At 59.0% G+C, this 20478-nt stretch carries 14 protein-coding genes and 1 riboswitch; of the genes, 3 read left to right on the top strand and 11 right to left on the bottom strand.

What is annotated here, in order from left to right; all coding sequences use genetic code 11:
- Positions 1-48: 48 nt before the first annotated feature.
- The gene (gene lptD / locus OJ965_RS17860) at positions 49-2421 is read right to left on the bottom strand and encodes an LPS assembly protein LptD (RefSeq protein ID WP_058957743.1); all 2373 of its coding nucleotides are present in this window, start codon (positions 2419-2421) and stop codon (positions 49-51) included.
- 182 nt (positions 2422-2603) lie between these two features.
- Here lptD and djlA point away from each other — a divergent pair, with 182 nt between their 5' ends.
- Positions 2604-3416, top strand: coding sequence for a co-chaperone DjlA (gene djlA / locus OJ965_RS17855; protein ID WP_111208316.1), 813 nt, complete (start codon positions 2604-2606; stop codon positions 3414-3416).
- A 51-nt stretch (positions 3417-3467) separates the two neighbouring features.
- On the opposite strand, the gene rluA is transcribed toward djlA, so the two are convergent.
- From rluA to polB, 3 genes are all read right to left on the bottom strand, one after another.
- Entirely contained in the window at positions 3468-4121 is a 654-nt protein-coding gene (rluA, locus tag OJ965_RS17850; protein WP_265137234.1) for a bifunctional tRNA pseudouridine(32) synthase/23S rRNA pseudouridine(746) synthase RluA, read from the bottom strand.
- Between the two features lie 39 nt (positions 4122-4160).
- Entirely contained in the window at positions 4161-7067 is a 2907-nt protein-coding gene (gene rapA / locus OJ965_RS17845) for an RNA polymerase-associated protein RapA (RefSeq protein WP_265137233.1), read from the bottom strand.
- A gap of 152 nt (positions 7068-7219) precedes the next feature.
- On the bottom strand, positions 7220-9580 hold the full coding sequence (gene polB, locus OJ965_RS17840; protein ID WP_154928447.1) for a DNA polymerase II: 2361 nt from the start codon (positions 9578-9580) through the stop codon (positions 7220-7222).
- Positions 9581-9749: 169 nt separating this feature from the next.
- On the opposite strand from polB, the gene OJ965_RS17835 reads away from it, so the two are divergent.
- Positions 9750-10514, top strand: coding sequence for a DedA family protein (locus OJ965_RS17835; RefSeq protein ID WP_009092177.1), 765 nt, complete (start codon positions 9750-9752; stop codon positions 10512-10514).
- Between the two features lie 4 nt (positions 10515-10518).
- Here OJ965_RS17835 and thiQ read toward each other — a convergent pair whose 3' ends face one another.
- The 4 genes from thiQ to sgrR all read right to left on the bottom strand — a co-directional run bounded on the left by thiQ (position 10519) and on the right by sgrR (position 15622).
- Positions 10519-11220, bottom strand: coding sequence for a thiamine ABC transporter ATP-binding protein ThiQ (gene thiQ, locus OJ965_RS17830; RefSeq protein ID WP_009092175.1), 702 nt, complete (start codon positions 11218-11220; stop codon positions 10519-10521).
- Positions 11207-12814, bottom strand: a complete 1608-nt coding sequence (thiP, locus tag OJ965_RS17825) for a thiamine/thiamine pyrophosphate ABC transporter permease ThiP (RefSeq protein ID WP_265137232.1) — start codon at positions 12812-12814, stop codon at positions 11207-11209. Before thiP ends, thiQ begins: the two co-directional genes overlap by 14 nt.
- Complete coding sequence (gene thiB / locus OJ965_RS17820) at positions 12790-13776, bottom strand: thiamine ABC transporter substrate binding subunit (RefSeq protein WP_058957740.1); 987 nt, start codon at positions 13774-13776, stop codon at positions 12790-12792. The genes thiP and thiB overlap by 25 nt, the downstream gene beginning before the upstream one ends.
- Before the next feature lie 46 nt (positions 13777-13822).
- Positions 13823-13925: riboswitch (TPP riboswitch) on the bottom strand.
- Between the two features lie 35 nt (positions 13926-13960).
- Positions 13961-15622: an HTH-type transcriptional regulator SgrR gene (sgrR, locus tag OJ965_RS17815; protein WP_140028854.1), complete on the bottom strand. Its 1662-nt coding sequence runs from the start codon at positions 15620-15622 to the stop codon at positions 13961-13963.
- Positions 15623-15877: 255 nt separating this feature from the next.
- Here sgrR and OJ965_RS17810 point away from each other — a divergent pair, with 255 nt between their 5' ends.
- Positions 15878-17056, top strand: coding sequence for an MFS transporter (locus OJ965_RS17810; RefSeq protein WP_265137231.1), 1179 nt, complete (start codon positions 15878-15880; stop codon positions 17054-17056).
- Positions 17057-17364: 308 nt separating this feature from the next.
- On the opposite strand, the gene leuD is transcribed toward OJ965_RS17810, so the two are convergent.
- The 3 genes from leuD to leuB are packed head-to-tail and all read right to left on the bottom strand — an operon-like array spanning position 17365 to position 20476.
- On the bottom strand, positions 17365-17970 hold the full coding sequence (gene leuD, locus OJ965_RS17805; protein ID WP_009092163.1) for a 3-isopropylmalate dehydratase small subunit: 606 nt from the start codon (positions 17968-17970) through the stop codon (positions 17365-17367).
- A gap of 3 nt (positions 17971-17973) precedes the next feature.
- Complete coding sequence (leuC, locus tag OJ965_RS17800; protein WP_009092161.1) at positions 17974-19380, bottom strand: 3-isopropylmalate dehydratase large subunit; 1407 nt, start codon at positions 19378-19380, stop codon at positions 17974-17976.
- Positions 19381-19384: 4 nt separating this feature from the next.
- Positions 19385-20476, bottom strand: a complete 1092-nt coding sequence (leuB, locus tag OJ965_RS17795; protein WP_009092158.1) for a 3-isopropylmalate dehydrogenase — start codon at positions 20474-20476, stop codon at positions 19385-19387.
- Positions 20477-20478 lie beyond the last annotated feature (2 nt).

Here is a 20478-nt window from a genome sequence, read left to right as displayed (position 1 = left end):
TCCATTGTTGGTTCCGCACTGCGGGATTGCCTGTCAAACATCACAACATCAGAAAGCGGGCTGGTAAGGGATAATCCCCTGACGCAGCATATCGTTGGTGCCTAAGCCATAGTTGGAGCTCAGACCACGCAGCTCAATGTTGAATGAGATTTGGTTGTCATATTTACTGTCGTCGTTTTCCCAACCGTTAATTTTGCGTTCGTAACCGACCCGAATGGCATAACAGCATGAGCTGTATTGCAGGCCTACCAGCTGCGAAGCCGGACGGCTGTTGCGGGTATCGTAGTAGTACGCGCCTACCACGGACCATGCATCCGCAATCGGCCAGCTGGCCGTGGTGCCCACCTGTGAAATCCCATTTTTGAAGATAGGATTGGTCACCAGGCTGCTGTCGTTCAGCGCGGTTGCGACATATTCCGGGCTGCTGTAACGGTAGCTCAGCTGCACCATGCGATCGGCATCACGACGATATTCCAGTACGGTATTGCCCTGGGAAACGTTGTCGAGTTTGGTGTCATACTGCAACCCACCCCGGACGCCCCAGCGATCGCTGATTTTCCAGTATGTATCGCCAGCCCAGATCAGGCTGCCGGTATCATCTTCTTTACTGGTTTGATTCACACCAGTACGAGAAGGGGTAAACGAGTAGATTTGACCTACAGAAACGTTAAAACGTTCAACCAGATCGGCATCATAAATGCGTGTGGTGACACCGGTGGCCACTTCGTTAGCCGAGGCGATACGATCCAGGCCGCTGTAGGTGCGGTCGCGGAACAGGCCGGTGTAGTCGGTCTGCAGCAACGTTGAATCGTACGGGTAGATATTGCTCTGATTGCGGTACGGGATATAGAGGTACTGCACCCGCGGCTCCAGCGTCTGGGTGTAGCCCGCAGCGGAGTCCATATCGCGGTCAAAGACCAGACGGCCATCGACTTTAAACTGCGGCAGGGTGCGGTTTACCGACTCATCCAGATCGCCACTTTTGCCGTTGCGATTCGCAAAGTTGTTGTTGTAGTAATCAACATTGGTCTGCTGGTAGTGGGTTGCCAGGAATTTCGCTTCGGTATCCAGGCTGGCCCAGCCGTTAGACAGCGGCAGGTTCAGCGTTGGCTCAACGTGCAAACGGGTCGCTTCAGGATAGCGATCGCTGACGTTAGTGAATTTCACCGCCTGCGCATAGATCCGGCCATCAAACGGACCGATGTCATTCTGATAGAGATTGACGTCCAGCTGCGGCATGGCGCGATAGACGTTGTTGCTGCTGTTGTCGCCGAACACCTGGAAATCTTTGGTGGAGAGCGTCGCATCCCAGTTGGTGTCCGCGTAGCCAATACTGAATTTCTGCGTGGCGTAGTTGTCGGTCGAGCTGTAGTACTTCGAGTCGAGGTCGTTGAAGTAGTACTTATCGCTGACTTTGGTGTAGTCCGCGTTAAAGCGCCAGTGCTGATCGTAGACACCCGCATGACGCCAGTAGAACAGCCAGCGATCGGAGCTGTCATCTTCGGCGATGCCGCGCAGCGCTTTATCTTTGTCGTACTGCTTGTCTGAGCCGAGGTAGTCGAACTCCATCAGACCTGCGCCCAGCTCTGTCAGATAACGGAATTCATTCTCAAACTTCATGCCGCGCTTGCTGATGTAGTGCGGCGTAATAGTGGCATCGGCCTGCGGCGCGATGTTCCAGTAGTAGGGCAGGATGAACTCAAAGCCGTTGTTGCTGCCATATTTAGCATTCGGGATCAGGAAGCCGGAGCGACGACGGTCGCCAATCGGCAACTGCAGATAGGGACTGTAGAACACCGGAACGGAACCGAGTTTAAAGCGGGCGTTCCAGATCTCGGCCACTTCCTCTTCGCGGTCCTGAATCACTTCGGAACCGACCACGCTCCAGCTGTTGGAGCCAGGCAGACAGGAGGTAAAGGTGCCATTTTCCAGAATGGTGTAGCGGTTATCACCGCGCAGTTTCATCTGATCGGCGGTGCCGCGACCCTGACGATCCACCATCTGGTACTGACCGTTCCAGACGTTGGTATCTTTACTGTTCAGATTTGACCAGGCTTTCGGACCTTTCAGGATGACCTGGTTATCGTCGTAATGCACATTACCCAGGGCATCGACGGTACGAACCGGCGTGGTCTGGCCCTCCTGCTGACGCTGATGAAGCTGAACTTCATCGGCCTGCATACGGCTGTTGCCCTGCTCAATATTCACATTGCCTGTGAAGACCGCATCATCGGGATAGTTCCCTTTGGCAGCGTCGGAGTGAATGGTGACAGGCAGCTGATTGGTATCGCCATTCACCAGCGGGCGGTTGTAACTCGGCACGCCTAACATACACTGCGACATCAGATCGTCGGCAACGGCTTGCTGGCTAATGGCTGCGCCGATCAGTGTGGCCAGCAGGGTAGGTATATGTTTTTTCATACGCGGTATCGAGAATTCCATGAAAACTGGCATCATGCCGACAATCGGGTCAGAGACTAACTTACTGCCCGGCGTTGCGCCAGTGTTAATCCTGGTCAGTCAGCGTTGCCGTTAGGCGCTGAGATAAATGACAGGTATGATAATGCAATTTTCAGCCGCAAGCATGGCGAATTGAGGAGTTTATGCGCTACTGGGGAAAAGTTGTGGGTCTGGCGCTGGGATTACTTTCCGGCGCAGGCTTCTGGGGTATTGTGATCGGTTTGATCATTGGCCATATGTTTGACAAAGTGCGCGGCGCGCAAGGTAAGGCTTACTTCTCAAATAATCAGACCCGACAGACGCTGTTTTTCAGCACCACCTTTCAGGTCATGGGCCATCTGACCAAGTCAAAAGGGCGCGTTACCGAAGCGGATATTCAGATTGCGTCGCTGCTTATGGAGCGGATGCAACTGCACGGTGACTCGCGCACCGCCGCCCAGCGCGCATTTCGCGAAGGCAAGCAGGCAGATTACCCGTTACGCAGCAAACTGCGGGAGCTGCGCAGCGCCTGTTTTGGCCGGTTCGATCTGATTCGCATGTTCCTGGAAATTCAGATTCAGGCTGCCTTTGCCGACGGTTCCCTGCATCCCAATGAGCGGCAGGTGCTCTATGTCATCGCCGAGGAGCTGGGCATTTCACGCGTTCAGTTCGATCAGTTCCTGCGCATGATGGAAGGCGGCCAGCAGTTCGGCGGCGGACAGCGCAGTGGCAGTGGTGGCTTTCAGCAGGCGCAACGTGGACCAACGCTGGAAGATGCCTGCAGCGTGCTGGGTGTGAAGAGCAGCGATGACGCCACCACCATCAAGCGCGCATACCGCAAGCTGATGAGCGAGCATCATCCCGACAAGCTGGTGGCGAAGGGGCTGCCGCCAGAGATGATGGAGATGGCGAAGCAGAAGGCGCAGGAAATTCAGGCGGCGTACGATCTGATTCGCAAAGAAAAAGGCTTTAAGTAATCGCGCCTTTCTTCGCCTCTCTGAAGGAGGCGGCCAGGCGTACTGCCCCCTTTAAAAATCGGCGGGCTGACGAAAGGTCATGGCATTACCGAATGCCGGATGGGTGATAGTCAGTGACTCCGCGTGCAGCAGCAGGCGCGGTGCCATCGCCCTGGCGTCCGGATGGGCATAGAAGTTGTCGCCCAGAATCGGATGGCCCAGGGCCAGCATATGCACCCGCAGCTGGTGCGAGCGGCCGGTAATCGGCTTCAGCGAAACGCGCGCACTGTTATCCGCACGATATTCCAGCACCTGATACTCCGTCTGCGCGGCTTTGCCGTTCTCGAAGCAGACCATCTGCTTCGGACGATTAGGCCAGTCGCAAATCAGCGGCAGATCAACCAGTCCCTCCTCCTTCTCCGGATGACCCCAGATGCAGGCCACGTAGGTCTTGGCGGGTTCCCGCTCGCGAAACTGCCGTTTCAGCTCACGCTCAGCCGCCTTGGTCAGGGCGACGACCATCACACCACTGGTCGCCATATCCAGCCGGTGAACCGATTCCGCCTGCGGAAAATCACGCTGTATCCGCGTCATCACGCTATCTTTGTGCTCATCCAGCCGACCGGGTACCGAGAGCAGACCGCTGGGTTTATTCACCACCATGATATGCGCATCCTGATAAAGGATGTGCAGCCAGGGTTCACGCGGTGGATTGTAAGGTTCCATAGGGCTTTCCAAAAATAAGGGGCCGGAAGGCCCCTGAGCTTACTGGTGAGTCACCACAATCAGGCGCAGCGCGTCGAGACGCCAGTTGGCCTGATCCAGGCTTTCCAGCACCTGTTCACGGTTGCTTTCCAGCGCCTCGATCTCATCTTCACGGATGTTCGGGTTCACCGCTTTCAGCGCGTTGAGACGGGAAAGCTCTGCGCCCAGCTTTTCATTCGCCTCGGCCCGCGCCGCTTCAATCACCGCACGTGCCTCGCTGACCACGCTCTCTTCACCCTGGGTAAGGATTGCATGCACATCCTGCTGCACCGCATTGACCAGTTTGCTGGCGGTGTGGCGGTTAACCGCATTCAGCTGGCGGTTAAAGCTTTCGAACTCCACTTTTCCGGCCAGGTTGGTGCCGTTGCGATCGAGCAGCAGACGGATAGGCGTCGGTGGCAGGAAGCGGGTCAGCTGCAGATGCTTCGGTGCCTGCGCTTCCACCACATAGATCAGCTCAACCAGCAGCGTGCCCACCGGCAGCGCCTTGTTCTTCAACAGTGACAGCGCGGAGCTGCCGGTGTCACCCGACAGGATCAGATCCAGGCCGTTACGGATCAGCGGATGTTCCCAGGTGATAAACTGGGTATCCTCACGGGAGAGCGCCTGATCGCGGCTGAAGGTGATGGTGCAGCCATCTTCCGGCAGGCCAGGGAAATCGGGCACCAGCATGTGGTCAGAAGGGGTCAGCACAATCAGGTTATCGCTGCGGTCTTCCTGATTAATACCGACAATATCAAACAGGTTCAGCGCGAAGTTCACCAGACCGGTGTCGTTATCCTGCTCGCTGATGGCGTTCGCCAGCAGCTGAGCCGATTCGCCGCCGTTAGAGTTCAGCTCCAGCAGACGATCGCGGCCCTGTTCCAGCTGCGATTTCAGCGCCTCGTGCTGTTTACGGCACTCCGCGATAAAGCTGTCAAAGCCTTCACTGTTTTCCGGCGCGGCTAAATAGCCGATCAGCTGCTGATGCACGCTGTCGTAGATGGTACGACCGGTCGGGCAGGTGTGCTCGAACGCGTCCAGACCTTCATGATACCAGCGCAGCAGCACCGCCTGAGCGGTCTGCTCCAGCCACGGCACCAGAATCTGAATATCGTGCGCCTGACCAATACGGTCCAGACGGCCGATACGCTGCTCCAGCAGATCCGGGTTAAAGGGCAGGTCGAACATCACCAGGCGGCTGGCAAACTGGAAGTTACGGCCTTCAGAACCGATTTCAGAGCAGAGCAGCACCTGCGCGCCGTTCTCTTCCGAGGCAAACCACGCGGCAGCCCGGTCACGCTCAATGATCGACAGGCCTTCGTGGAACACCGCCGCCCGGATGCCTTCGCGCTCGCGCAGCACCTGCTCCAGCTGCAGCGCCGTGGCCGCTTTGGCGCAGATGACCAGCACTTTCTCTTTACGGTTGCTGGTGAGATAGCCCATCAGCCATTCCACGCGCGGATCGAAGTTCCACCAGGTGCCGCTGTCGCCTTCAAATTCCTGATAAATCTGCTCCGGGTAGAGCAGGTCACGCGCCCGCTCCTCGGCGCTTTTGCGCGTGCCCATAATGCCGGAGACTTTGATGGCCGTCTGATACTGCGCAGGCAGCGGCAGACGGATCTGATGCAGTTCGCGTTTCGGGAAACCTTTTACACCGTTACGGGTGTTGCGGAACAGGACGCGGCTGGTGCCGTGGCGATCCATCAGCATGGCGATCAGCTCCTGACGCGCCTCCAGCTTGCCCTCACGATCGCTGTTGGCGACCTGCAGCAGCGGCTCGATATCTTCTTCGCCCACCAGATCGTTGATCCGGTTCATCTCTTCCTGGGAGATCGCCTGGTCAGCCAGGAGCGCTGTTACCGCATCGGCAATCGGACGGAAATGCTGCTGCTCTTCAACAAAGGCAGCAAAATCGTGGAAACGGTCCGGATCGAGCAGACGCAGACGGGCAAAGTGACTCTCCATGCCGAGCTGTTCCGGCGTCGCCGTCAGCAGCAGCACCCCGGCCGTTTTCTCAGCCAGTTTTTCGATGACCAGATATTCACGGCTGGGTTCGCCTTCGGACCATGCCAGGTGGTGCGCTTCATCCACCACCAGCAGATCCCATTCGGCATCGGCCAGCAGTTCAAGGCGCTGTTTGTTACGGCGAACAAAGTCGAGCGAACAGATGATCAGCTGTTCCGTTTCAAACGGGTTATCGCTGTCGTGCTGCGCTTCGGTGTAGCGGTCATCATCAAACAGGGCGAAACGCAGGTTAAAGCGGCGCAGCATCTCGACCAGCCACTGATGCTGTAAGGTTTCAGGCACCACGATGAGTACCCGCTCGGCACGACCCGCCAGCAGCTGCTGCTGAATGATCATCCCGGCTTCAATGGTTTTACCCAGGCCCACTTCATCGGCCAGCAGTACGCGTGGCGCGTGGCGACGACCCACATCGTGTGCGATATGCAGCTGATGAGGGATCAGGTTGGTGCGCATGCCGCGTAACCCGCTGATCGGCAGACGGTACTGCTCACTCTGGTATTTGCGTGCGCGGAAGCGCAGGGCAAAGCGGTCCATACGGTCGAGCTGACCGGCAAACAGACGATCCTGCGGCTTACTGAACACCAGCTTGCTGTCGAGCATCACTTCACGCAGGATCACATCGCTTTCTTCAGTATCCAGTCGGGTACCGATATAGGTCATCAGGTCATTTTCGTTGCGGACTTCATCGACGCGCATCTGCCAGCCTTCGTGACTGGTGATGGTATCACCCGGGTTAAAGATGACGCGGGTAACCGGCGAATCGTTGCGGGCGTAGAGGCGGTTTTCCCCCGTGGCCGGAAACAGCAGGGTGATCATGCGGGTATCGATCGCCACCACGGTGCCCAGTCCCAGTTCACTTTCCGTATCACTAATCCAGCGCTGACCTAATGTAAAAACCATATATTTTTAGCTCGAATTTTAACGTTTTTAGAGGTGTTCCCGAATCTCAGGCAATAGCGTTACCGCCAGACAACAAGGTCTGGAGCGTGCATAAGAGCGGTGAGTTTCAGGAAGGGCGCTATGGTACTGGATGGCAGGGCATTCGTCACCTGTCAAAAAAGCCCCAGCTGCCCCGTAATCAGTGTAGCAAAATCTCCTCCGACAAAGGGCAGGATCCCCTCTGCCACCGGCTGCAGCTGCTTCGTCACATAGTGGTCATAGTCGAGCGGCGTACTGCGCGCCTCCAGCGGTTCGGGGCCAGCCGTAGCCATGACGTAACGAATCCGGCCGCCGTTCTGATACTGCAGTGGCCGGTTCAGTTTGCGATTCTGCTCATCAGCCAGCCGGGCGGCGCGCACGTGCGGGGGCACATTTCGTTCATACTCCTTCAGCGGACGCCGCAGGCGCTTTTTGTAAATCAGCTGATCGTCCAGCTCGCCCGCCAGCAGCTGCGCCACGGTCTCCCGGATGTAATCCTGCCACGGCTCGCGGTGGAAAATACGGTGGTAGAGCTGCTGCTGAAATGTTTTGGCCAGCGGCGTCCAGTCGGTTCGCACCGACTCCAGTCCCTTAAAGACCATGCGCGCACCGTCGGCGTCACGAATCAGTCCGGCGTAGCGTTTCTTGCTGCCCTGTTCCGCGCCGCGAATGGTCGGCATCAGAAAACGGCAGAAGTGGTTTTCATACTCCAGTTCCAGTGCGCTGGTCAGTCCCAGCGTCTGCTGCAGGTGATCGCGCCACCAGGCATTCACTTTCTGCACCAGCTGATGACCAATGGCAGCGGCCTGCTTCTCATCGTGGGCCGACTTCAGCCAGACAAAGGTGGAGTCGGTGTCACCATAGATGACGTCGTAGCCTTCCGCTTCAATCAGCGCGCGGGTCTGCTGCATGATGGCGTGACCGCGCAGGGTAATTGAGGAGGCGAGTCGCGGATCAAAGAAGCGGCAGGCACTGGTGCCCAGCACACCGTAAAAGGCGTTCATGATGATCTTCAGTGCCTGTGACAGCGGCTGATTGTTCTGTTTTTTCGCCGCTTCGCGCCCCAGCCAGATCTGTTCAACCATCGCCGGCAGGCAGTGGGTGTGGCGAGAGAAGCGCGCTTCCCGGAAACCGGCAACCGAATCCGCATCATCAGGATGGGCCAGACCCTCCACCAGGCCCACCGGATCGATCAGGAAGGTGCGGATAATCGACGGATAGAGGCTTTTGTAATCCAGCACCAGCACCGAGTCGTAGAGACCGGGACGCGAATCCATGACATAACCGCCCGGGCTCGCTTCCGGGGCCACCTCACCCATATTGGGCGCGACAAACCCGACACGGTGCATGCGCGGAATATAGAGGTGACTGAACGCCGCCACCGAACCGCCATGGCGGTCCACGGCCAGACCATTGACCGCCGCGCGCTCCAGCAGAAACGGCATGATCGCCGTTTTGTGGAAGATGCGCGTCACCAGTTCGCAATCTTTCAGGTTGTAGCGCGCCAGCGCCGGTTTATCGTTGGCAAACCGCCAGTTGATCTCCTCCATGCGCTGCCACGGATTGTCGATCGCTTTGCCTTCACCCAGCAGCTGCTGCGACACCGACTCCAGGCTGAACGACGGAAAATCCCAGAACGCCGACTTCAGTGCGTCGATGCCATCAATGATCAGGCGGCCGCTGGCCTGCGCGAAAAAAACGCCTGGCTTGAAGCCATGTTCCCGCCACTCCAGCGCCGTCTGCTGGCGGCCAAGACGCAGCGGAATGCCGTAGCGGTCGGCATGTTTCTGCAGCACCCGCAGGTCAAACTGCACCACGTTCCAGCCAATCAGGACATCCGGGTCATGCTCTGCAAACCACTGGTTCAGGGCTTCCAGCAGCTGTGGCCGGCTGTCGAGATAGATCAGGTCGAAATCCAGCGTGCTGGCATCGCCGTTAGCCGGGCCGAGCATGTAGACCTGGCGCTGACCGCAGCCCTCCAGCCCGATGCAGTAGAGCTCGCCATGCTGGGTGGTTTCAATATCCAGCGAGACCCATTTCAGCGGCGGACGATAGTCGGGGTGGGGCTTAAGCCGCGCGTTGACCAGCGTGTCGCCCTGCTGCTCGCCATCAAACCAGACGGGGGCGGTAATAAAGCGCTCCATCAGATAGCGTTCCGGCGGGCGGATATCTGCCTCGTAGATCGGAATCCCCTGTTCGCGCAGCCGTTTTTCGATGCGCTGCAGCTGACGATGCTGCTGGCAGTAGAGGCCCAGCACCGGACGGTGACGAAAATCTTTCAGCGCCAGCGGCTGGATACGCAGCTGGCGTTCCTCTCTCTGCAGCTCGCTGATCTGCGCCTGATATTCCGCAGGCACAAAAGCGACAGACTCCTGCACAGGCAGCACCACGCGCTGCGCGCCCGCATCGGTGGCGAGCCAGAGGATAATTTCGGTGCCATTCGGGCTGTCGCGCCAGTGGCGGGTGAGCAGAAAACCTGCGCGGGGCATAGTCAGATGTTCTCCGGACGCCGTGTTTCAGGGATAAGTAAACAACCTGAGTATATCATGGGTATTTATACAGTTCCTGTCGCCACGATTTGTCAACATTGTCCTACAATTCTTGCCTTGACGCTGTGTGGCTGGCTCTGGACAATCCAGCCTTCTGCTTTGACTAAGGACCACTATGGAAGCCTGGATTCAACAACTGATTACGCAGTCCCTGGAGTGGGCGCTGTTTGCCGTTGCGCTGGTGACGTTTCTGGAGTCGCTGGCGCTGGTCGGGCTGTTGCTGCCAGGTACGGTGATGATGGCCAGCCTGGGCGCGCTGGTCGGCAGTGGCGAGCTTGGCCTTTATCCTGCCTGGGCGGCGGGCTTTGCGGGCTGCCTGATCGGTGACTGGGTTTCCTACGGTATCGGCTGGAAATTCCAGGGGCCGCTGCACCGCTGGAAGTATCTGCAAAAGTACAAAGGCCTGCTGGATAAAACCGAGCATGCCCTGCATCAGCACAGTATGTTTACCATCCTGGTCGGACGTTTTGTCGGCCCCACGCGGCCGCTAATCCCGCTGGCGGCCGGTATGCTGGAGCTGCCGGTACGTAAATTTCTGCCGCCTAATCTCATCGGCTGTCTTCTCTGGCCACCGATCTATCTGCTGCCCGGCATTCTGGCCGGGGTGGCGATTGACGTGCCAAAAGCGGCGCAGGGCGGCAGCTTTAAATGGCTGTTACTCGGCGCAGCGCTGCTGATCTGGCTTGGCGGCTGGTTAGGCTGGCGCTGGTGGCGCAGTGGCAAAAGCCGTGACTGGGCCACCGCCTGGCTGCCCCCGGCGCGCCTGCGCTGGGCTGGCCCGCTGGGGCTGGCGATCGCCGTGGCGGCGTTTGTCGCGATCCAGTTCCATCCGATGATGCCGGTTTTCCGCCATCTGCTGTGGCAGGTTTTCATCGCCTGAGCCGCTAACGACGCGGGATGCCGAGTACGTCGGCCTCCCGCGTGTCGCCCGACAGCAGCTGTCGGGTTTCGCCATCCCAGTAAACCCGGCCATCCACAATGACCACGCTGCGCGGCGCGATCTGCTGCGCATCTTCCAGACTGTGTGACACCATCAGCAGCGTGATGCTGCGCGCCTCACACACCGAACGCACCAGCTGAAGCATTTCGCCGCGCAGGGCGGGGTCCAGCGCGGAAAAGGGCTCATCCAGCAGCAGTACCGGACGGTCACGCAACAGGCAACGGGCCAGCGCCACGCGCTGGCGCTGGCCGCCCGACAGTTCGCCTGGCAGGCGTGACAGCAGATCGCCTAATCCCACCTGTTCAGCCAGCGCAGTCAGCTGCCGCTGCTGTTCCGCGCTGAGTCGTAGCCCCGGGTGCAGCCCCAGCGCCATGTTCTGCTGCACGCTGAGGTGCGGAAACAGGTTGTTCTCCTGAAACAGCATGGAGACCGGTCGTCGGGCCGGGACAGTGTGGGTGTGCTCCTGACCGTCAATCAGCAGGGTGCCCTGATTCACCGGCAGAAAACCGGCAATCAGGCTCAGCAGGGTGCTTTTACCCGCGCCGCTGGGGCCGAGAATCGCGATGCGTTCACCGCGTGTGGCCCTGAAGCTGAAGCGCATCGGCAGATGCTGGTAGAGATAGGTAAGGTTATCAAGAGTCAGCATGGCGGCCCGGTAATTTTTCCATTAGCGTGAACAGCAATAAGCAGAGCAGCAGCAGCAGCAGGGCGGTGACCGCACCATCAGCGCCACGATAGGCGCCTATCTGCTGATAGAGATAGAACGGCAGCGTGCGGAAGTCGGCGCTGCCAAACAGCGCCACCACGCCAAAATCACCAATCGACAGCACGCAGGCAAAGGCCAGCGCCTGGGCCAGCGGACGTTTCAGCGCCCGCAACTCGATCAGCCGCAGCCGGTTCCAGCCCTGAATATCCAGTGAATGGCAGAGTCTGCCGTAACGCTCTGCGGTGTCGCGCATCGGGTTTTCCAGCACTTTCAGCGCATAGGGAATGGCAATCAGCGCATTGGTAAACATCACCAGCCCTTCGGCGGAGTCGGGGAGGCCGATGGTGGCGTTGAACAGCAGGAAAAAGCCGGTGGCGAGCACAATGCCCGGCATCGCCAGAATCAGCATTCCGCTGGTGTCGATAAGCGTGGCCGCCGCCAGATGCTGGCGCAGACGCAGCTCGCGGCTGCTCCAGAGCAGCATCATGGTCAGCACCACGCAGATTAATCCGGCCCCGGTGGCGATGCGTAATGAGGTCAGGGTTGCCCGCCAGAGAGCAGGCTGAGCCAGCGCACCGCGCACTCCGCCATGCAGACCCTCCACAATCACCGCCGCCAGCGGAGGCAGTAGCAGGAGCAACGCCAGCAGGATGAGCAGCGCATCGCTGAGCTGTGCGCCCCACGAATCCTGCGGATCGCGCCAGCCCTTCAGCTGACGGGTGCCGGCGGGGATCGCCTTACTGAAGCGCTGGCTGAGCAGCACCAGCGTCAGGCAGCAGCCGAGCTGAATCAGCGCCAGCAGCGCGGCACGGCCCGGATCGTAGTCATAACTCAGCGCCTGGAAAATCGCCAGTTCGAGCGTGGTAGCCTGCGGCCCGCCCCCCAGTGACAGCACGGTGGCAAAGCTGGCAAAGCAGAGCATAAAGATCAGCGCGCCGGTCGGCAGCAACTGACGCCGCAGCCACGGCCACTCCAGCAGGCGAAAATGGTGCCAGCCGCGCAGGTCGAGCTGCGCGGCGAGCTGACGCTGCTCGGCCGGAATGCTCTCCAGCGCCTGCAGCATCAGACGCGTCGCCAGCGGCAGATTAAAGAAGACGTGCGCCAGCAAAATGCCCGGCAGACCATAGGGTGAGAAGTGATAACCGATGCCCAGCAGCTGACAGAGTTGCGCCAGCCAGCCAACGCGGCCATAGACGGTTAACAGACCAAACACCGCCACCAGTACCGGCAGGACCAGGGTCATGGCACAGAGACGCAGCAGCAGCTGGCGGCCGGGAAAACGGCGTCGATAGAGCGCCCGCGCCAGCGGCACCGCAGGCAGCAGGGAGAGCAGGGCGGAGAGCAGCGCCTGACCGAAAGAGAAGCCGATTACGTGCCGCAGATACGCATCCTGCAGCACGCTGCGCCACTCCAGGCCTGGCGCGGCCATCCAGAGTGCGCCAAAGGCCAGCAGCGCCACGCCGGTTAGCAGCAGCGTGGCGAGCGAGCCGGGGATCAGCCAGCGCGGCATCAGCGGCTGACGGCGCGTTGCCACTGGCTGATCCAGCCTGAACGCTGTGTAGCCACCTCTTCAGGCGAGAACTGCAGGGCGGTGGACGGCACCGTCAGGCTGGCAAAACCGGCAGGCAGCGGCGTATCGATCACCGGGTACATCCAGTTGCCGGTGGGAATGGTGCGCTGGAACGCAGGCGAGACCATAAACTGCATGAACTGCTGTGCCAGCGCAGGCTGTTTACTGCTGGCTAACTGTGCGGCCACTTCCACCTGCAGATAGTGTCCTTCGGCAAACGGGGCGGCGGCGTAGTTCTCTTTTTTCTCTTCGATGATGTGGTAAGCCGGAGAGGTGGTGTAACTCAGCACCAGATCGCCTTCGCCCTTCAGGAACAGGCCATAGGCTTCGCTCCAGCCTTTGGTCACCGTTACGGTTTTCTGCGCCAGCTTCTGCCACGCCTGCGGAGCCTGGTCGCCGTAGACCTTCTGCATCCACAGCAGCAGGCCTAAGCCGGGGGTACTGGTGCGGGGATCTTCGTAGATCACCCGCCACTTTTCCGGGCTGTCGACCAGCTCTTTCAGGCTCCTGGGCGGGTTTTTCAGCCGGGTTTTGTCATAGACAAAGGCGAAGTAGCCATAGTCAAACGGCACAAAGGTGGTGTCGTGCCAGCCGCCAGGCAGGGTAAGTTTTGCGGTGTCGACCTGACTTTCAGCAAACAGACCGGTTTTCTGCGCCGCCTGCACCAGATTGTTATCCAGCCCCAGCACCAGATCCGCTTTGCTGTTTTTGCCTTCCATCCGCACGCGGTTCAGCAGCGAGACGCCATCTTCCAGCGTGACGAATTTCAGCTCACAGTTGCACTGCGCCTCAAAGGCTTTTTTTACCGCCGGGCCAGGGCCCCAGTCGGCAGAGAAGGAGTCGTAGGTGTAGACCGTGAGGACCGGTTTAGCCGCCAGAACGGGGGCGGAGAGTAACAGCAATACCGGCAGAACTTTGTTTAACACTTTGCGCTCCTTCAGGAGAATAGGGGATGAGTCGCAAAGGATCTGAGCACAACGGCCTCTCAAATCCCTACGTCGGTATTAACCGAATCAGGTTCGACGGGTCTCTCTCAGCTGCTTGCTGGTGGCAGGCGGCACCCCGTTGAGAACGTCACATTCTAGTCATTTCAGCGCCGTGGCGAAAGCGTCACAGTGCCGGCGGCGCAAACCAGGCCGATTTAAAATCAAACCAGCCCAGGGTATTCATCCGCACGCCACGCATGCTGCGCTGGCCCTCAAGCAATAGCCAGTGATGAAACAGCGGATGCAGGCCCGCCTCTTCAACCAGCTGTTTGCTCCACTCGGCCAGCGGCAGCGTTTTCTCGCGCCAGCGGGCCGCGTCACTGTGCCAGTCAATCGGCAGGCAGTGATGCAGCAGCGGGATCTCATACAGCTGGGCGAACAGCGACCAGTTCAGCGGCAGGGTAAAGTTGACGCTGCCGAGCCAGATATCACTCTCCGCGTCGCCCTGATACCAGCTTTCATAACTGATCTCACGGGTTTCCAGCGTGACGCCCTGTTGGGCCAGCAGGGGACGCAGCGCATTGGCGATGCCCTCATGCTCCACGTGCTGACTGTACCAGGTCAGCGTCAGATGGGTCAGGCCGGGCGGCTTTTCGACCGGGGTCAGGTCCCGGCGGTGGTGCCAGCGCGGCAGCAGGCCATAAGCCGGAAACCAGTATCGCTGATAGCCGACGCCCGCGTGGTTGAGCAGGGCGATAGGGTTAAAGAGATAACTGACCCAGCGCCTGACTGCCTCATTGCGGCCCTGCTCTGAACGCTGGTCAAACAGCAGATAGTAGCAGCCCTCTTCAAGGCGGCTCTCCTCCTGAATCTCATCCGCAGCGTCCCCCTGCAGGCGCACACCGGCATAGACCAGCTCATCGCTGATGTCGGGCAGCACCCAGATAGAGACATCATCGATCAGGGCGCGAAAGCCAAAGTAATCATCAAAGGCTTCAATCTTCAGCTGGCTCTCATGATTGCGGATCACCCGATAGGGGCCGGTGCCGATTGGCTGGCGGGCAAAATCCTGAATCGTCGGCCACTCGCGCGGCAGGATCATCGCGCTGACGCTGCCCAGCAGCCAGGGCAGGCCGTCGTCGGGCTGGCTCAGATGCACATCCAGCGTCCAGGGGGCGGGTGAGGAGATCTCCGCAATGTGGGAAAAGAGCGGATGAGGGCGCTGACGCTCCAGGGTGGCGATGACATCCGCCATCTCCAGCTCCCGACCGTGATGAAAACGAATGGCCGGACGCAGAAAGAAGCGCCAGTGAAGCGGGGAGGTCTGCTGCCAGTGATGCGCAATATCGGGCTCGATTTCCCCGTTTTCCTCATTTATCCGCGTCAGCCCATTAAAAATCTGTCGGGCGATGTGCGTTTCAGAGCGCCGCAGCGGCGAGCCAGGCAGCAGATTGAGCAGGGGACGATAGTAGAGCACCCGCAGGATATGCTTGCCCTGCCGGAAACTGCGGCCGAGATGCGCACTGATCATCTGCCGCACCTGATCCTTATCGCCCACCAGCTGGACCAGCTGATCGATGCGATCCTGCTCCAGCAGATCTTCGGCACGCTGCTGCTGTAAAGCCAGCCCGGTATAGCAGAACGTCAGATGTGACCGCCTGCCGCGTCCCGCTTCTGCCTGCCAGACCAGCCAGCCTGCCGCCTGCATCCGGTTGAGCAGATTGCGCATGTGGCGGCGCGAGCAGTGCAGCAGGTCAGCCAGTTCGCTGAGCGTAATGGCCTGCGACTGGCCCTGGCAGCTCTGCCACAGGCGAATGAATTGCTGCTTCAGACGGGACGAGGACATAAAAGAGGAACTCCTGCTGAAAAGCGCTCTGTTTTTTCTGCCTCATTTTAAGAGCAAACTTTGCGCTATGGGAAGAGCGGGAGGCATTCAGTCTGGAATGGCGTTCAACCCTGACTTCGCTGTTCAGCGGAGTGCTTTTCTGAGTAGGGTGCATTTACACCGCCAGCAGAGGATCTCTGCTGGCTTTTTTCATCGTGCGCGGTATGGTCTACCCTTCTTTTTTTCCTCTCTGTTTAGCCTCTAAGGGATTTCGCTATGAAATCGCTGTTAACGCGGCAGCGCCGCATCAATCCGGTTTACCTCGCTTTTATGGTCGCCTCGTTCATGCTGGGCGTGGCGGGCGCATTGCAGGCACCGACGCTGAGCCTGTTTCTGACGCGCGAAGTGCAGGCCCGCCCTTTCTGGGTCGGACTGTTTTTTACCATCAATGCGGTGGCCGGTATCCTGGTGAGCATGCTGGTGGCGAAGCGTTCGGACAGCGTGGGGGACCGCCGTAATATCATTCTGTTCTGCTGCCTGATGGCGCTGGTTAATGCGCTGCTGTTTGCCTTCAGTCGCCACTACCTGACGCTGATTACGCTGGGTGTGCTGCTGTCGGCGCTCGCCAGCGTTTCGATGCCTCAGCTCTTTGCGCTGGCACGGGAATATGCCGATCAGTCGGCGCGTGAAGCGGTCATGTTCAGTTCGGTGATGCGCGCGCAGCTGTCGCTGGCGTGGGTCATCGGGCCGCCGCTCTCATTTGCGCTGGCGCTGAACTATGGTTTTGTCACGCTGTTTATGGTGGCCGCCGCGCTGTTTCTGATCTGTATCCTGCTGGTCTGGTTTACCCTGCCGTCAGTGCCCCGTGCGCAGCCGCTGCTGCAAAGCGGCGGTCTGCCGCTAAACGGCTGGCGCGACCGGGATGTGCGCCTGCTGTTTATCGCCTCGGTGGTGATGTGGACCTGCAATACCATGTATATCATTGATATGCCGCTCTATATCAGTACGACGCTTGGCCTGCCGGAAAAGCTGGCGGGTCTGCTGATGGGCACGGCCGCCGGGCTGGAGATCCCGGTGATGCTGCTGGCCGGGCATTACGCCCGCCGCATGGGCAAGCGCCGGTTAATGCTGGTGGCGGTGGCCGCCGGAGTCCTGTTTTATCTGGGGCTGGTGCTGTTTAACTCCCGCACGTCACTGATGGTATTGCAGCTGTTTAATGCGGTGTTTGTCGGGATTATTGCCGGGATTGGGATGTTGTGGTTCCAGGATCTGATGCCGGGACGGCCTGGCGCCGCAACCACCCTGTTCACCAACTCCATCTCAACCGGCATGATTCTGGCCGGGGTGATTCAGGGTACGCTGAGCGAGCGGCTGGGACATGAGGCGGTCTACTGGCTGGCATTCGGGCTGGCGATTGTGGCGCTGGTGATGTCGGCACGGGTGCGCGACGTATAAAGAAGAAGGGCGACAGGATGTCGCCCTTTTTTTAACTATTGAGGAATCTGGACCGGTCGCTGTGATAGCGAGCCTGCTCAGGGAACACGGTCAGATCGGAAAGGCGCTTAAGCCAATCCCTGGCCGCTCGGCCCGCGCGATTACGCACCTCATCCATGAGGTGCGCCCGTAAACGGGCCAACGCATTGCGTTGTTCAAAAACGCTCCCGACGTTTTTGTCCCTGGCGCGGGACGCTTTCCTCCTCTGACCGTGTTCCCTGCGCGTTAAGCTAAATTGTTGCTGTCAGATTAGCCCTGTCTTAACGCAATCAGCGCAGGAAGGCGGGTTGATTCTGCTCATACTGCGAAATTGACGCTTCATGCTGCAGGGTCAGACCGATGCTGTCGAGGCCGTTGATCATGCAGTGGCGACGGAAGCTGTCGAGTTCAAACGGGTAGACTTTATCGCCTGCGGTCACCGTCTGAGCTTCCAGATCGACCGTAAAGCTGATGCCTGGCTGAGCCGCAACCAGCCGGAACAGCTCATCCACTTCCTCTTCGCTTAACTTCACCGGCAGCAGCTGATTGTTGAAGCTGTTGCCGTAGAAGATATCGGCGAAGCTTGGCGCAATCACCACGTGAAAACCGAAATCGGTCAGCGCCCACGGAGCGTGTTCACGAGAGGAGCCACAGCCAAAGTTCTCGCGCGCCAGCAGAATGCTGGTGCCTTTAAACTCTGGCTTGTTCAGCACAAAGCTGGGGGTAGGGACCGTGCCAGCGTCATCTTCAAAGCGCCAGTCATGGAACAGGTGCTGACCAAAACCGGTGCGGGTCACCTTCTGCAAAAACTGCTTAGGGATGATCGCGTCGGTATCGACGTTTGCGGCGTCCAGCGGCGCAACGATGCCGGTGTGCTGAGTAAATTTATTCGCCATGACTTATGCTCCTGTCGTCAGTTCACGGATGTCGGCAAAGTGGCCGGTGACGGCTGCCGCTGCGGCCATTGCCGGGCTGACCAGATGGGTTCGTCCACCGCGGCCCTGACGACCTTCAAAGTTACGGTTGCTGGTTGACGCGCAACGCTCGCCGGGGTTGAGGCGGTCATTATTCATCGCCAGACACATGGAGCAGCCTGGCAGACGCCACTCAAAGCCCGCTTCCAGGAAGATTTTATCCAGACCTTCCGCTTCCGCCTGTGCTTTTACCGGACCGGAACCGGGCACCACCATCGCAACCACACCCGGCGCAACTTTGCGGCCTTTGGCGATAGCGGCGGCGGCACGCAGATCCTCAATGCGTGAGTTGGTGCAGGAGCCGATAAAGACTTTATCAATCGCGACGTCGGTCAGTCGGATGCCCGGCTGCAGATTCATATACGCCAGCGCTTTTTCCGCTGAGGCGCGCTCCACCGGATCGGCGAATGAGGCCGGGTTCGGGATCACCTGATCAACGGCGATCACCTGACCCGGGTTGGTGCCCCAGGTGACCTGTGGCGCAATCTCTTCTGCATGCAGCGTGACCACCGCATCATAGGTCGCGCCTTCATCTGACTTCAGTGTGCGCCAGTACTCTACAGCCTGCTCCCACTTCTCACCCTGTGGGGAGAACTGGCGGCCTTTCAGGTAGCTGAAGGTGGTCTCGTCCGGTGCCACCAGGCCCGCTTTCGCGCCCATTTCAATCGCCATGTTGCACAGCGTCATACGACCTTCCATGCTCAGCGCCTGAATGGCCGGACCGCAGAACTCAACCACATAGCCGGTTCCGCCTGCGCTGCCGGTTTTGCCGATGATCGCCAGGACAATATCTTTTGCCGTAATGCCGGTTGAAGCCTGGCCCAACACCTCAATTTTCATGGTTTTCGCCCGGCCCTGCTTCAGGGTCTGGGTGGCAAACACATGCTCTACTTCGGAGGTGCCGATACCAAAGGCCAGTGAGCCGAAGGCTCCGTGCGTCGCCGTGTGCGAGTCACCGCACACGATGGTCATGCCTGGCAGCGTCATGCCCTGCTCAGGGCCGATAACGTGCACAATTCCCTGATACGGGTGGTTCAGGTCATAGAGCTGTACGCCAAATTCAGCGCAGTTCTTCATCAGCTCCTGCATCTGAATTCGCGCCATCTCGCCCGACGCATTGATGTCTTTGGTCTGAGTAGAGACGTTGTGGTCCATGGTGGCAAAGGTTTTGCCCGGCTGACGCACCTTGCGTCCATGCGCGCGCAGACCATCAAAAGCCTGTGGCGAGGTGACTTCATGGATCAGGTGGCGATCGATATAGAGTAATGGCGTTTCATTCGGCGCTTCGTGGACGACATGTGCATCAAATAACTTCTGGTATAAGGTTTTCATTTTTTTATTTTTCCTCGGCGATAAAGCGGGCAATGATGCTGCCCATCTCATCTGTGCTGACCGCTGGGCCATCACCGGCTAAATCTTTAGTGCGGTAGCCCTGTTCCAGCGCACGACTGATGGCGCGTTCGATACTGTCGGCAGCCTCATCGGCATTCAGGCTGTAGCGTAACAGCAGGGACAGCGACAGGATCTGCGCGACCGGGTTAGCAATATTCTGTCCAGCGATATCCGGTGCGGAGCCGCCTGCCGGTTCAAACAGGCCAAAGCCCGCTTCATTCAGGCTGGCGGAAGGCAGCATCCCCATCGAACCGGTGATCATGGCGCACTCATCAGAGAGAATGTCGCCGAACAGGTTGGAGCAGAGCAGCACGTCAAACTGTGACGGATCTTTGATCAACTGCATGGTGGCATTGTCGATATAGATGTGGCTCAGCTGTACGTCCGGATACTCTTTAGCGACCTCATTAACGATTTCACGCCACATGACTGAGGTCTGCAGGACGTTGGCTTTATCTACTGAGGTCACTTTATTGCGGCGTTTACGCGCAGACTCAAACGCGATACGGGCGATGCGCTCGATCTCGAAGCGGTGGTAAACCTCCGTATCGAATGCCCGCTCTTCCGGGCCGCTGCCTTCGCGTCCTTTAGGCTGACCAAAATAGATGCCGCCGGTCAGTTCACGCACGCACAGGATATCGAAGCCTTTCGCCGCGATGTCGGCGCGCAGCGGGCAGAAAGCTTCCAGACCGCTGTAGAGTGCCGCCGGGCGCAGGTTACTGAACAGTCTGAAGTGTTTGCGCAGGGGCAGCAGAGCACCGCGTTCCGGCTGTGAGGCCGGTGGCAAATGTTCCCACTTCGGTCCGCCAACCGAACCAAACAGGATCGCATCCGCCTGCTCGCAGCCCGCCACGGTCGCAGGAGGCAGGGGTTCGCCGTGCTGATCGATAGCGATGCCGCCGACCGCATATTCCTGAGTGGTAATCTGCATATCAAAGCGCTGACGAATGGCGTCCAGCACTTTCATTGCCTGTGCCATCACTTCCGGGCCAATGCCGTCACCGGGTAAAACTGCGATATGAGAAGAGCTGGACATAG

It is taken from the genome of Pantoea anthophila, from assembly GCF_026104315.1.
Classification (GTDB): Bacteria; Pseudomonadota; Gammaproteobacteria; order Enterobacterales; family Enterobacteriaceae; genus Pantoea; species Pantoea anthophila.
Note: the sequence above shows the minus strand (reverse complement) of the source record. Positions and strands in the feature narration are given on the sequence as shown.

Excerpts from the sequence above, each read along its gene's own strand:
- lptD (WP_058957743.1), bottom strand. The coding sequence starts at position 2,421 with ATGAAAAAACATATACCTACCCTGCTGGCCACACTGATCGGCGCAGCC.
- djlA (WP_111208316.1), top strand. The coding sequence starts at position 2,604 with ATGCGCTACTGGGGAAAAGTTGTGGGTCTGGCGCTGGGATTACTTTCC.
- rluA (WP_265137234.1), bottom strand. The coding sequence starts at position 4,121 with ATGGAACCTTACAATCCACCGCGTGAACCCTGGCTGCACATCCTTTAT.
- rapA (WP_265137233.1), bottom strand. The coding sequence starts at position 7,067 with ATGGTTTTTACATTAGGTCAGCGCTGGATTAGTGATACGGAAAGTGAA.
- OJ965_RS17835 (WP_009092177.1), top strand. The coding sequence starts at position 9,750 with ATGGAAGCCTGGATTCAACAACTGATTACGCAGTCCCTGGAGTGGGCG.
- thiQ (WP_009092175.1), bottom strand. The coding sequence starts at position 11,220 with ATGCTGACTCTTGATAACCTTACCTATCTCTACCAGCATCTGCCGATG.
- sgrR (WP_140028854.1), bottom strand. The coding sequence starts at position 15,622 with ATGTCCTCGTCCCGTCTGAAGCAGCAATTCATTCGCCTGTGGCAGAGC.
- OJ965_RS17810 (WP_265137231.1), top strand. The coding sequence starts at position 15,878 with ATGAAATCGCTGTTAACGCGGCAGCGCCGCATCAATCCGGTTTACCTC.
- leuD (WP_009092163.1), bottom strand. The coding sequence starts at position 17,970 with ATGGCGAATAAATTTACTCAGCACACCGGCATCGTTGCGCCGCTGGAC.
- leuC (WP_009092161.1), bottom strand. The coding sequence starts at position 19,380 with ATGAAAACCTTATACCAGAAGTTATTTGATGCACATGTCGTCCACGAA.
- leuB (WP_009092158.1), bottom strand. The coding sequence starts at position 20,476 with ATGTCCAGCTCTTCTCATATCGCAGTTTTACCCGGTGACGGCATTGGC.